The organism is Escherichia sp. HH091_1A, assembly GCF_030295175.1.
GTDB classification, from domain to species: domain Bacteria; phylum Pseudomonadota; class Gammaproteobacteria; order Enterobacterales; family Enterobacteriaceae; genus Escherichia; species Escherichia coli_F.
The window spans coordinates 5,320,855-5,332,879 of record NZ_AP025747.1 but is presented as its reverse complement, the minus strand read 5'-3'; the positions used below and the strand labels follow the sequence as shown (position 1 = coordinate 5,332,879).

The 12,025-nt window shown below is 54.7% G+C and carries 12 protein-coding genes; all 12 read right to left on the bottom strand.

Annotated features, from left to right (window positions below; translation table 11 throughout):
- Nucleotides 1-81 precede the first annotated feature (81 nt).
- From QUF14_RS26415 to QUF14_RS26360, 12 genes are read right to left on the bottom strand one after another with little or no spacing between them, the layout of a single operon-like run.
- Complete coding sequence (locus QUF14_RS26415; RefSeq protein WP_105282975.1) at nt 82-660, bottom strand: DUF4376 domain-containing protein; 579 nt, start codon at nt 658-660, stop codon at nt 82-84.
- 14 nt (nt 661-674) lie between these two features.
- Nucleotides 675-2,954, bottom strand: a complete 2,280-nt coding sequence (locus QUF14_RS26410) for a prophage tail fiber N-terminal domain-containing protein (protein WP_286333204.1) — start codon at nt 2,952-2,954, stop codon at nt 675-677.
- 48 nt (nt 2,955-3,002) lie between these two features.
- Nucleotides 3,003-3,527: a tail fiber assembly protein gene (locus QUF14_RS26405; protein ID WP_042966142.1), complete on the bottom strand. Its 525-nt coding sequence runs from the start codon at nt 3,525-3,527 to the stop codon at nt 3,003-3,005.
- A 14-nt stretch (nt 3,528-3,541) separates the two neighbouring features.
- A complete protein-coding gene (locus QUF14_RS26400) occupies nt 3,542-4,345 on the bottom strand; it encodes a phage tail protein (protein ID WP_042966141.1) in 804 nt (267 codons plus the stop codon).
- Nucleotides 4,345-4,917 carry a YmfQ family protein gene (locus tag QUF14_RS26395; RefSeq protein WP_042966140.1) on the bottom strand — a complete coding sequence of 191 codons (573 nt, stop codon included), beginning with the start codon at nt 4,915-4,917 and terminating at the stop codon, nt 4,345-4,347. The genes QUF14_RS26400 and QUF14_RS26395 overlap by 1 nt, the downstream gene beginning before the upstream one ends.
- A gap of 4 nt (nt 4,918-4,921) precedes the next feature.
- Entirely contained in the window at nt 4,922-6,001 is a 1,080-nt protein-coding gene (locus QUF14_RS26390; RefSeq protein WP_075842596.1) for a baseplate J/gp47 family protein, read from the bottom strand.
- Nucleotides 6,001-6,351 (bottom strand): phage GP46 family protein, encoded by a 351-nt coding sequence (locus QUF14_RS26385; protein ID WP_000372931.1) that lies wholly within the window; start codon nt 6,349-6,351, stop codon nt 6,001-6,003. The genes QUF14_RS26390 and QUF14_RS26385 overlap by 1 nt, the downstream gene beginning before the upstream one ends.
- A 53-nt stretch (nt 6,352-6,404) precedes the next feature.
- Nucleotides 6,405-7,058, bottom strand: coding sequence for a phage baseplate assembly protein V (locus QUF14_RS26380; RefSeq protein ID WP_042966138.1), 654 nt, complete (start codon nt 7,056-7,058; stop codon nt 6,405-6,407).
- A complete protein-coding gene (locus tag QUF14_RS26375; protein WP_286333199.1) occupies nt 7,058-8,269 on the bottom strand; it encodes a phage baseplate assembly protein in 1,212 nt (403 codons plus the stop codon). The genes QUF14_RS26380 and QUF14_RS26375 overlap by 1 nt, the downstream gene beginning before the upstream one ends.
- A complete protein-coding gene (locus QUF14_RS26370) occupies nt 8,253-9,602 on the bottom strand; it encodes a DNA circularization protein (protein ID WP_148050630.1) in 1,350 nt (449 codons plus the stop codon). Before QUF14_RS26370 ends, QUF14_RS26375 begins: the two co-directional genes overlap by 17 nt.
- Nucleotides 9,602-11,872: a phage tail tape measure protein gene (locus QUF14_RS26365; RefSeq protein ID WP_263802896.1), complete on the bottom strand. Its 2,271-nt coding sequence runs from the start codon at nt 11,870-11,872 to the stop codon at nt 9,602-9,604. The genes QUF14_RS26370 and QUF14_RS26365 overlap by 1 nt, the downstream gene beginning before the upstream one ends.
- The gene (locus QUF14_RS26360; protein WP_187440530.1) at nt 11,862-12,020 is read right to left on the bottom strand and encodes a hypothetical protein; all 159 of its coding nucleotides are present in this window, start codon (nt 12,018-12,020) and stop codon (nt 11,862-11,864) included. Before QUF14_RS26360 ends, QUF14_RS26365 begins: the two co-directional genes overlap by 11 nt.
- Nucleotides 12,021-12,025: the final 5 nt, after the last annotated feature.

Genomic DNA, 12,025 nt, shown 5'->3' with positions numbered 1-12,025 from the left:
GTAACTTCGCGTTTTTTTCTGGGCTAATTGACGCGCAATTCCGGGCGGGGAGCGCGCAACCCAAAAGCCCAGAATTGACCGCTAATTACCACTAATCGCCATCGCTCTGATTGAGCGTAAATCCTCCAGGCTACTCAGTTCCTCTTTCATCTTCCGCTGACGTTCGTGGATTTTAAAGCCCTCCGCCACCATGGCCACCATCATGGCATCGTTCAGCGCAATAAGTTTCTCCCTGGTCAGTACGACGTTGTTATTATCCGCATCAGTCCAGAAAAAACCATCCGGAAGCAGTCCGGCCTGTGCTGTTGCAACCACGGGGGCAAGGCGTGACTGCGAGGTTTTTCCGCCATCAAAACGACGGCCATCAAACGTGAAAATAAACTCAACGTTTTCCTGACTGTCGCGCCATGCCTCAATTTCCCGCCTTTTGGCATCCTTTGCCGCTGCAATAAGTTCAGGCGTGACAGTGAACGGGGCGATTTCGCCCCATTTCCCGCTTTGCAGCTCCTGCCAGACATGCTGGCCTGTCGGGGCCATATCATCCTGTATGGCAGTATACAGGGCGAACTCCGTTTCACCTTCAAATAACACCTCGCAGTCAACCGCACCATTTTCAAGATAATGTGCGTTTCTGATACCTTTCACCGCTCTGATTTTCATGCCTGATTTCCTCATTACTCAATGCGTACAAAAAGACCGATAAAGCCACGCTGAGTACCATAATTGTTACCCAGGCCCGAAAGCGCCGTGTAACGACCGGGGAAGTTGTATTCACCGGCACCGCCAATCACAACCTGCGGTGAGGATGCGTATGTCCCTGTATCACTAACCTGTGCACTCATGGCCAGAGGACCAAGACGGGAACCCGGCACAGTATCACCGAGTCCCAGAGAAGCATTTTCACCAAAACTTTCTCCCTGATATACCGCCATAATCGGCACACCGACGGCCGGGTATTGGTAATATGAGAACGGACCATTACCGGCGGTTGAGGACATCAGATATGCCAGGGAGTTGCCGTCATACACAATAAGGCTTGATGTTGCATTCCAGCTGTTACCACTGTAGCGATAACGCATACAATGTATGCTGTGCTCATCCTCGTAATACTGGTTGTAGTACAGCAGCATTTTGAATTTACGCGCTGAGTCTGAACCATCGTTATCAGAGGGTGACCACATCACATCAATGATACCGTTAAATTTCGTGGTGCCCACCAGCAGCGTGGAGGAGTCCGCAATACTGACCGCATAACGCCCCGGGGTGACTGTCTGCAGCCATATAACGAAATCAGCCTGTCCGTTAAATGACAGAGCTTCGGCGCTGGTGAATGCCTGTCCAAACCCATACATCCCGGACAGGGCCAGCCTGCCCGGTGTGCGGTCACGGATATCACTCTGGGGTTCCATCGTCGCAGCCGCGCTCAGCTCAAGCTCCGTGCGCATGGCTTCAGCCGTGTCATGCGCCAGCAATGCGCGGCCCTTCTCTGACAGCAGAGACAGTGAGGCATTCCCGTCCGTATTGAAGTACAGAAGATTATCTGCCCGTTGCGTCAGTGCGCTGATTGCCGTTAAGACGTCATTAAGCGGTTGTTTGCCTGCCAGCGCGTTTGTGATTGTCGTCGCAAAGTTCGGGTCATTGCCCAGCGCCGCTGCCAGCTCGTTCAGGGTGTCCAGAACTTCCGGCGATGAGCCAACCAGCGCAGCAAGCAGTTTGCGCACAAACGCTGCGTTCGCTGCTTCCAGACCGGCGGCATCATCCGGTGGGGTTGGGGTGGTTGGGGTGCCGGTGAAGGCCGGGCTGTCCAGTGGCGCTTTTGTTTTCGTCTCGTCCATGACGGTTTTGACAGCCTTTGGCGTGGCAGCCAGTTCCTCGCTGTCGTTGTCCGTATCACTACACAGTTGCACCAGACCTTTTTCTGTCGTGGAGGCATTTGTTGCATTCAGGTCATCAACTATCTGCTGCGCCTCATCCCTGTACTGTTTCGCTTCCTGCGCATTGTCTGCACCTGCATCCTGGCTGGCTTTAGCCTGTCGGGCGTATTCAGCGGCGCTGTTTTCATGCCCGAGTGCAGCATTTGCTGCATTTTCCGCGCTGGTTGCAGCTGATGATGCGGCATTATGATAAAGGCGGGCACGTTCGGCGGCATCGACTGATTCGTCCCGCGCTGTGCCTGATGTCTGTGCGCTGTTTTCTGCCTCACCCGCAAAACGTTCCGCATCATCACGTGCGGTGACCGTTGCCTCCACATCCTGCGCGGTCTGCTGTGCGCTTTGTGCTGCATTATCAGCGTGATTTTCCGCATTCTGTTCGCTTTGTGCGGCAGCTTCGGCACTGGCCTTTGCCTCGCCGGTCAGCGTTGCGGCATCAGCAAGTTTATCGACCGCTTTCCGGACTATCGTGTCGGCATCCTTGACAGCCTGCTCTGCGCGGGCCGCATCCTGTGTGGCAGATGACGCCAGCAACGCCACCTGATTTTTGTCTTCGGCAACGGCTTCTGCATTCTGCTGTACGTTATCCGCCAGCGTCTCGCAGTCTTCCTTTATCTTCTGCGCATCAGCGACATGTTGCCCGGCCTGTCGCTCGCTTTCCGCTGCTGCTTCCGCGCTCTGCTGCGCCTGCGCCACCATTTCCTCAAAGCGTTTCACCACGTCGGGCTTGAGGTCGCCTTCATCCAGCGCGGTCAGAAAATCATTCAGTGTGCCGGGCTTTGAGTCATCGTAAACCGAAATATCACCCACACAGCACTTAGGGCCGTTCTTTTGTTTGATGTGTACGGTGTATTTGCCTTTTTGTGCTTCAAAGGCATACTGTCCCGCCGCATCGGTTTCAATAACCGCAAATGATTCAATAACCACTTCACTGGTATTAACCAGTGCATCTAAATAAATTTTGCATTCCGCCATCGGAATGCCAGCGCCATTAATCAGCGCTCCTGAAATTAATACAGACATAAAGCCTTCTGAACTGAAAACGGTCACCAGACAGCGACCGTTACTGTTTTACACGTCAGGTTTTTCCGGCCACTGAATTAAATCAAAGGAAGATTTATCACTGACCAGGCTTAAATCCAGCGCCTTCACCGCTTTGATATATGCCATCCACTGCGTAAGACGGGCTTTGTCATCGTCGCTGATGGTGCCCAGTCCCAGCTCGGTTTTCCAGTCGGAGGTGATGTCCCTGGCTTCAGCCAGAAGACGCTGGCGTTGCTTTTCTGCCAGTTGCGAATAATCAACCGGAACCGGCAGCACTTCGCCATCCCGGTAATACCAGCAGGCTTCAATGCCAAAACCCTCCGGCAGTTCGTCCACTTCCACAATAGTGAAACCAGCCGGATAAAGACGGGACACGTCTTCCGCCATCGAATAAATCACGCCGGTTTCAGGGTGAATACACAATTTGTATTTCTTCGTGAATTTATCCAGTGATTCATAAAAATCCTGTCCGTCTTCACTGCGGAAATACTGAATGTTTTCACCATAAGGCATTTCTTCCGGGTAATAACGCGTGACGTTTCTGAGTTCCATTATTTTCTCCTTAATTAACCGGATACGGTGCGCCATGAGCCATTGATATAAATCTGCGCGGATTTGTAATACACACCACCGATATTGTCTGCTGTATTATCTCCCGTTTCCTGGACATAAATGCCTGACAACTGACAGCCGGAAGGTGCCCGGAATGTCCATGTAATTTCAGTACCGCCGGGATTATGAAACACCTCGTTGGTATACTGGAAATTACGCACAGCACCAGAATCGGTACTGGTGATTGTGATATCGCTGGAGCCATCAAACAGCACATTGTTGATTCTGCGGGCGTTCTGAAGGCGGGTTGCTGTTCCGGCGTTGCCGCTGATGCTGCTGATGGTGATATCCGAAGTCAGGGCCATACCGTTGACCTTGCGTGCTTTTGGCACACCGCTGATGTTATCCAGAAACAACTGTTTATTCGGGATGTCTGCGCCGTTACGGTCTTTTGCCAGTCTGGCGTTTGCGTTATCTATCGCAATTTTGACCGCTTTTGGTGTGGCAGCTTCTGTTTCTGATTCACTATTAACAGCACTGTTAAGCTGCACCACGCCTTTTTGCGTCAGTGATGCATCCGGGACTTTCTGACCAATAAACGAGGTCAGCGCCTCAACCAGCTGGTTTTGTTTTTCCGGGTCAGGGGTGACGCCAGCCTCTTTAAGGACGTTAATCACCTCCTGCTGCAAATCACGCGTTGCTGCCTGATGATTATTCATAAATTCAGCAGTAACGATGGTTCCCTCAATTCCCTGAGTCGGGTCACCATCATGAAATAACTTATCCGGCGTATTCACCGGGGGCATTAAATTCTGCATTATTCCTCCACCTCATACGTAAAATAACAGTCTGTAAAAGCCGGTTTAAGGTCTTTAAACGTGTTTTCTAAAATGGATTCACCAAAGGCCGTCAGAGGTTCGCCGGTTGCCGATGCGCCCGTTCTGAACCGGTAGACCGGTGTTTTTGTCCCGATAACGTTGACCTGCCACGCCCAGCGGATTTCCGGTATCAGCAGACGGTCGCCGCAGCGGTTTATCCCCACCCGGAACGGTCGCGGCTCCGTAATGGTGATGGTATAGCCCAGACTGGCGGCAAGGCTCTTAAAGTAAGGGATTGACAGTCCGCCAGTGGCTGCCATTTTTACCAGAATGTTCTGCCGCCGCTCCTGTTGTGTTGCCTCTTCACGGGGGACAACACTGTACACGCGCTCCCAGTCGGACAGCGTCATCGATGCCTGCAACGGGGTGATTTGTGCCAGAACGCGCGCCGCTGAGGCCTTCACGGCCTCCATGACGTCAGCCTCGGCTGTCAGTTCTGCGGAAATATATTTCCCGTTCAGGTCATAACTGACAGGTGGCAGCATGGCGCGAAATAAATCGACCATATTCATAAAATCACCCCTCACGTGGAAAATACTGAATATCAATATTTCCCGGGCGCAGCCATTCCCACGTTGACGCGTTAATAATGGCTTTTACGTTGTCTGCTGGCGTAATGATTCGCCGGTCACTGACACCGGAAATTAATGAAATCTGGGTTTCCAGTTGTGAAATTATTAATTCCTGCCCCGGCTCCAGCCGGTTCATAAAATCCGTGATAACGTCAGTTATCTGCGGTTTTATCTGCTCAACGGTCAGGCCGCTGGTTTTTACCCGAACAACGAAATCAACGGCTTTTTTCGTCGGGGCCAGTACCATTGTGTCCTTCGCTGTGACCGGGCGGACTTCCTCAATATGTGCCAGCACGGCATTAATCAGTTCCTGCGAAGGGAGGTCATTGGCTGACGTAATGGCCACATCAACCGTCCCCAACCCACGACGTAACGGCTCCACATATGCTGAGGTAACGCCATCCACTTCCAGCGCCCAGCGTTTGTAATCATATTTGTTACCGCCAGCGGGCGGCCTGCGCAGGATATCCAGATAACGCGCCAGCAGGTCGGTGTCACTTTCCCTGTCCGTTCCACCGGTCAGGGATTTAATCGTCACCGTGCTGTTGATGCCTTCCGGCGGGCTGACCAGCGTTGCCGTCTGCGTTGCGGATGCGTTCGTCTGTACACCCGTGGCGGTGCTTTTTACCGTCACCTCTGCGCTGCCTTCATCACCGATGGTGCAGTCTGCTGTGGTGGCCACGCTGACACCTTCACCACGAATTTCCGCACCGGCTGGCAGCGTCTTACCGGGTGTGCCGGTAATCACTACCGGACCGGATGAGGCCGTTGCTTTTTTACGAAAAACATTGCGCGTACGGCAGTGCAGCTCCAGATATTCAGGGTCTGCCGTGTCAGGAAACACCTGACGGAGGATCCATCCCTGATGCATATAAAGTCCGTCCGCCACGCCGGATACGGCATTTGCTCGAATGCGGTAATCGCTGTCAGCGCCGGTGTCGATGGTTTCTCCCGGCAGGGCGTTAGCGATATCACGTAGCTGGCGTTCTGTGTTTTCAGCAACGCCCGGAACAGGAAACGGCATTACATAATCCTCACAGGGTGTTCAAACGTCTGCGGTGTGCCCGCGTTATCCGTGACGGTGATTAACAGCAACAGCCAGCCTCGCTGGCCCGCTTTCGTGTCAACGGTAATGGATTTTGCCCGCCCGTCATCAAGCAGGGGCTGAAGTGCCTGGCTGGCATACTGCGCCGCCAGCCTGTGAACACGGGAAACGTCTTTTTCCCGCTTCAGTTCGTGCAGGCGTGACCCCAGCGACGCATCCGCCCAGTAACTGCCAAGCGGTGTCGCCAGTCGCAGATAAACCGCGTTATGGAGTGTATAAATCCGGCGGCGTTCGTAGTCGCCGGTTGCAGGTGAAATCGTCTGGTCCATGCCGCCAGTCTGGCAGCATGGACAGGTCAGAATCAGGTGAGGGTGTTCAGCACTTAATTAACCGGCGTGTCAGACATGCCGTGTGGGGTCGGGTGTTTGTGCGTTCCGATTTTAACGCCATTAATGGTGACGTCAACGGAGGTAATCACACCGCTTGTGTGGTTGATATTGCCTTCAAAGGTGGCAGTATATTTTCCTTTGCCGCCTTTAATGGCCATACCCCCATTACCGGATATTTTCCCTTCAGCAATTAATTGCTCACTTGCGGTAAGTTGGGGAGTAATAAAACCAGCGCTGTCCTTTGCTTCAACTTCAAACGAATTACATTTCACCCGGTAAATATCACACTCCGTTTCAATCACACGTCCGCGCTTCAGCACAATTTTCGCGCCTTCGTCGGTATACAGGGCCACTTCCCCGGGTTTCAGTTCCGTCAGGCGATATGCGCCGTGCTCTGTGGCCACGACGACGGTATGGGAGGTATTACCATTCAGCGGAACGGCAATACCCATCGAGCCGGGCGGCGGGGATGTGGTGAGGCCGTAATGTTGAAAATACTCCGCACCGTCCAGCTGTTCGCCTGCCAGCCCGTTCAGCTGAAGCAACTGTACTTTGGTCGAACTGTCCACCGTACCGGTCACCACCCTGAATGCCTGGCGAACGGCGGCCAGTGCCTGCTGTATGCGCTGATTAACCTTGTCCCACATCATTTCTCCCAGACCTTAACAATGGCGACCTCTTTTTTCTTTTTGCCCCTGCGGTGATGGCGTTTCGTCTCGCGCGGGAAGGCATCAGGTATCCACACGCCATCCTCCTTAAAGCGGAGCCGGGTTGTCTGCCCGCTCCGGCCTCCGCTGAACTCACGCCCCATCAGGAAAAAGATGGCGTCGATGCCGTGGGGTTCGCTGACAATCCGCACACGCTGGCCGGGCTGCCACAGGACACCGTCCGCCGTGCGATGACCTGCAACCAGTGCGACGATATCCAGCCCCGACAGACGGGCATCACTCATCATTTTTTTGGCGCGCCAGTTCACCTGCTCCATGTTACTGGTGTCGCCCTGGGTGATTATCTGCGGGCGGTAATAATCCACGGTGGGGTCGGTGGCCACGGCTTTCATGTTATGAATGCCCGTCTGGCCACTGTCCGTATTACCGCTGTCCTGCCCGGACAATGTGCGCACGCTGCCGTCCTCGTTCCAGATGTCCAGTGGCACCACGGCTACCTGTTTCTTGCTGTCTGCGCGGCGGGCGTGGCTCTGGGCCAGCACCGTCAGCTCGGAGAAACAGCCGTTAATGGACCGGGTATCGTCCAGCTCCATCACGTTGTTCCCGGTGCCGTCCAGCTTCATAATCAGTGTATCCACCGGCGTGGTGGTGTAGTCAGGGCCACCCACAACCAGCGTACCGTCAGGCTCAAACCACGGCCATAAGCCGCGACCGGCGGCAGCTTTGGCCAGTGCATCCCACGCACGCATCCCCGGCTCTATAACGACCTTGTCATTACGTGACACGCCGGACGCCTGAATACGGATGCGCTGTATCCCCAGCGGTCTGACTATCCTGTCGATGACCTCGTCCAGCGTCAGCTGGTTGGCGCTGAATACCGGCGCGGCACAGTCCACCAGGATGGCGGCATCATCACGCCCGGACAGGGTCAGCGTGCAGCTCTGACGGGATACACTACGGCGCACGCTGTCCACGCGACCACTGAGGACCGTCTCGTCTCCCACCTGCAAACGGACTGGCGCACCCCGGACGATATCCGCCGGGAACACCTTTTCAGGCAGTCCCAGCTGAAGCTGCCACCCGTCGGCGGCTTTCAGGAAATCGCTGTCAATACGATAACTGCTCCAGTCAGAATGCGACCTTCCGGCAATGACCAGGCTGATTTTGTCGTCGTTATTTTGCGTAGGCATTAATCACCATCCCGGCGGTTATGTTGTTCGGGTCACGCAGCTGCGGGTTCAGACGTTGCAGCTCTGCCGCACGGCTGTAGTCGCCGTACCACTGCCACGCCAGCAACAGCAGACAGCTATCCGCCTGCACCTGTTTCTGCGTCAGCGGTGGGAGGCGTGACAGAACCAGCAGACCGACATCCTGCACGGATGCCGCCACGTTCTTCATGCTCTGAATAATTTCCGGGTACATCAGCCCCAGCGGTGATGCGGTTTCGGTTATCCGTTCGCGTTCGCCTTCATAGCGTTCACGGAACAGCGTGATGGCGGCCTGTAAGCGGGTGCGCACATCCCCGACCAGTCGCCCGATATCCGCCGGTATAAGCTGCTCTGACTGGGCCTCATCTGACAGTATCGCCGTCGCCACGCTGGCCAGCTCTGAGGCTGCCAGAACCGCATAAGCCGCTTTCACGTCCTGCACGTCTTCCACGGACGCATCCGGCGGAAGTGCCACAGACGGCGTTTTATCGCCGCTGACCAGTGCGACCGGCAGCGCGACCAGCTCATCCATATCTGCCATCACCTCATTCCAGCAGGTCATCACTGTCGCAGAACTGGCGACGCTGTCTTCCCCGGTCAGTCCGGTCGTGGTGGCGGAATCAGTACGCTCCAGCACCGGCACCGCGTGCCCGACATCTGACGTGTGGATTTCCAGCACCTCTGCCAGCCCGCCGATAAACTTTCCGGGTTCGCTGGCCAGTGACATCATATTGTCGATGGATGAGAGAAAATCGCTTTTGAACATCAGCAGGGTATTCACCAGCGTGGCACGTACCGTCTGGATTTTTTTAATCACGCTGTTAATGGTCTTTAAAGGGGCCGTAACAGCGTCAAATAATTCGCTTAACTGTGCCAGTAACTTATCCAGTTCTTCAAATAACTGCTGTGCAAACAGCTCCGGTAACGGGGTGCTGAACAACGCGCTGCCGGTGCGGTTCTCCAGAAAGCTCATGTCGATGGTGCAGCTGTCCGGGCTTTCTGCGTCATGGCGAATGCTGTAGCCGGTCACAATCACCGACGGTACGGAGCCGTAAACCGGATGAATCAGCTCACCATCGCCGCCTTCGTCCAGGGCGGCGATCAGCTTTTCGAGTTTATATTCGTAATACTCCCCCCACAGGAACGCCGTCATGCGGAACGGTCGCGCCTTGCGTCCGAGGTCGTGCAAATCCGCCCCGTCAACAAACGGGTATTCATAGGCCGCATGGTCGCGGCTGATTTGCTCATCCGTGTTCAGTACATCAAACTGCACACCGCGAAAGGAAGCGTTTTGCAGGTTTTCAGCCCAGCCCATCAGTAAGTTCCTCCCGTGCCTCTGTTACCGTCCTGAAGGTTGTATTTGTTCACTGCCTCCGCCACGACCTGACCATCGAGCACCAGTTGTGTGGTGAAATTAATGGGGCTGGCAGGTGGCCCCCAGTGCGTGAGGTATTCCGGCTGGGTGATGCGTCCGGGTTGCGTTGATGCCGGTTCAGGCGTTGTGTTTCCTGCGGCTTTGTTAACCTGCGCCGGTGATGGCAGGGCATCAGATGCGGCTTTTTTCGTGTCTTCCTCCCAGCGCCTCAACCATTCTTCGTTTTCGGTGGAATAGCCTTCCCCAAACTGCCACCATGGCTGGTATTTTTTGCGGGCGGCGTCGATGATTTCCTGGGGATATCGGGCGCGGATGCGTTTCCAGCGTTCTTCGCTTCCTTCGACGGCGGCGTCTTCTTCCGGGCTGGTTGCGGTGGCCAGTGCCGTAACGGTGCCACCGAAAGAAAGCAGGCTACCGGCAATGCCGGGGAATTTAAATCCTTTGCCTTTTTTGACCGTGTTTTCAATTACATCACCGACAACCTCGCCAGCCTTGCCACCGGGTTTACCCCCGGTCAGGATTTTGATCCCGGCCCATGTCAGAGCCGCTGCGGTCATCGCTTCAATCGCGGTCGTGGCACCCACCACTGCTGTGGTCAGCCCCGGAAATTTTTCACCCGCCCAGCTTATGGCATCGGCCACAGTACCGGACGCATCCGCCAGCTTTTTCATGCTGTCCATTTGTGAAAATTCAAGCGTGTTTTTAGCCTGTTCGGTTTTAAAGTCATTGAGGCCGGATATGAAGTTAAAATCCACATCACCCGCGCGCTGACCTTCCGGCAGGGTGCGCTGCTGATTAATCGCGTCTTCAACCTTTTTCCGGTATTCAGGGTTGTTACGGTAAGCCAGCAACGCTTTTAACGCCTGTTGGTCTGCAACCAGTTTCCCGACACCAAAGCCTTCAAGGAGTTTTGCCATCGAATCATAAACAGCCGTCTGCTCACCTTTATCCCGGGCGGAGGCCAGTTTCTTTTGCAACTCCTGAAAGCGTTTATCGCTGGCAACGATTTTGTCTATCAGGCTGGACAGCGCATCTATCGGATCAAGCCCATGTTCGCGCGCCTGAACCAGCGTGCCGGAAAAATCAATTCCTTTACCGTTGTAATCAATGCTCTTTGCCGCTGTTTCAATATCATGGCTGGTCAGTTTAGCCAGCAGGTTAAACACGTTATTTCCGGCCTCATCACTGCTTCCCGCCGTAATGGCGGCAGCTTCATTCAGCGCCAGAATCTTGACAAAATCATCCTTGCCTCTCATCCCCGCAGCTGACGCTGACCCCAGTTGCGAAGATAACCAGCGGGCCATGTCGCTCAGTTCAAAGCTGCCTTCTTTGCCCGCTGCAATTGCCATATTCAGAACGGTGGAAATATCTTCATCCCGGAATCCAAAGGTCTTTTTGCCCTTAAGCATCACATTAGCCAGGTCTGTCGCTGATGCACCAGAAGCCGTGGCGTATTTCATCAGTTCAGGTAGCCACTTGTTGGCTGTTTCAAATGAAATGCCGTCTTTCAGCAGGGCATCCAGCGTTTCGGCTGCATCCTCTTTCGTGCCGCCACCATAGGTCACTGCGTTACGGATGCTGCTTTTCATCTGCTCAAGACCAGCCCTGCGCCCCTCCAGACCGCCATCACTGAAAGCGGTATTGGCCATCATTGCCAGCTGGCGTTCGTAGCTCATCTGCTTTTTGACCGGCTGCGCCATAATGGCAGCACCTGCTACGATACCAGCGCCTGTAGTCACGGCATTCCCGCCAAATGCAGCCGCACGCGCAAAACGCCCCGGTTCAGGGATAACAGGCGTTTTCGCCATCTTCATCTGAGCCTGAGTAACGCCATCCAGTTCACGCTTGAGTGCCCGGGCTTTTTCCCGGGTGGCCTGCATGGCGCGTTCCTGCTCCTGCGCAGATTCAAAACCGGCGCGGGCCAGACGGTTATAACTGGCAACCGTCTGATAAATCTCACGCCGGATCTCACGCTCTGCACGGATACCGAGCGTTTCCCGGGCACGGGCGGCACGCTGTATCTCTTTTGCGGCCTTTTTCGTGCTGTTAACGCTCTCCTGCTCGGTACGCTTCTGCTCTGCGCCTGCCTTCCGTGTCGCCTTTGTTACACCTTCGGTGGCTTTGATAACCTGTTTTTGTCCCTTTTCCAGAACCTGCGAGGCTTCGTCCTTCGCAGTCAGGGTCATGCCAACTTTGAAATTACCGGCCATTTTTCTGCTTACCTTTTCTGCGTTTCTTTCTGAGGGATTTAAATGACTGGCGGGTGGTCTGTGAGGTGCCCTTCCTTCCTGAGCCGCCGCCGTTCAGCCTGTCAACGGCGGCAAGCCAGCCGTCCAGCTCGGGACGGCTCATGGTCATGATTT

Bases quoted from the DNA above. Each gene is read 5' to 3' on its own strand.
- QUF14_RS26415 (WP_105282975.1), bottom strand. From the start codon at position 660: ATGAAAATCAGAGCGGTGAAAGGTATCAGAAACGCACATTATCTTGAA.
- QUF14_RS26410 (WP_286333204.1), bottom strand. From the start codon at position 2,954: ATGTCTGTATTAATTTCAGGAGCGCTGATTAATGGCGCTGGCATTCCG.
- QUF14_RS26405 (WP_042966142.1), bottom strand. From the start codon at position 3,527: ATGGAACTCAGAAACGTCACGCGTTATTACCCGGAAGAAATGCCTTAT.
- QUF14_RS26400 (WP_042966141.1), bottom strand. From the start codon at position 4,345: ATGCAGAATTTAATGCCCCCGGTGAATACGCCGGATAAGTTATTTCAT.
- QUF14_RS26395 (WP_042966140.1), bottom strand. From the start codon at position 4,917: ATGAATATGGTCGATTTATTTCGCGCCATGCTGCCACCTGTCAGTTAT.
- QUF14_RS26390 (WP_075842596.1), bottom strand. From the start codon at position 6,001: ATGCCGTTTCCTGTTCCGGGCGTTGCTGAAAACACAGAACGCCAGCTA.
- QUF14_RS26385 (WP_000372931.1), bottom strand. From the start codon at position 6,351: ATGGACCAGACGATTTCACCTGCAACCGGCGACTACGAACGCCGCCGG.
- QUF14_RS26380 (WP_042966138.1), bottom strand. From the start codon at position 7,058: ATGTGGGACAAGGTTAATCAGCGCATACAGCAGGCACTGGCCGCCGTT.
- QUF14_RS26375 (WP_286333199.1), bottom strand. From the start codon at position 8,269: ATGCCTACGCAAAATAACGACGACAAAATCAGCCTGGTCATTGCCGGA.
- QUF14_RS26370 (WP_148050630.1), bottom strand. From the start codon at position 9,602: ATGGGCTGGGCTGAAAACCTGCAAAACGCTTCCTTTCGCGGTGTGCAG.
- QUF14_RS26365 (WP_263802896.1), bottom strand. From the start codon at position 11,872: ATGGCCGGTAATTTCAAAGTTGGCATGACCCTGACTGCGAAGGACGAA.
- QUF14_RS26360 (WP_187440530.1), bottom strand. From the start codon at position 12,020: ATGACCATGAGCCGTCCCGAGCTGGACGGCTGGCTTGCCGCCGTTGAC.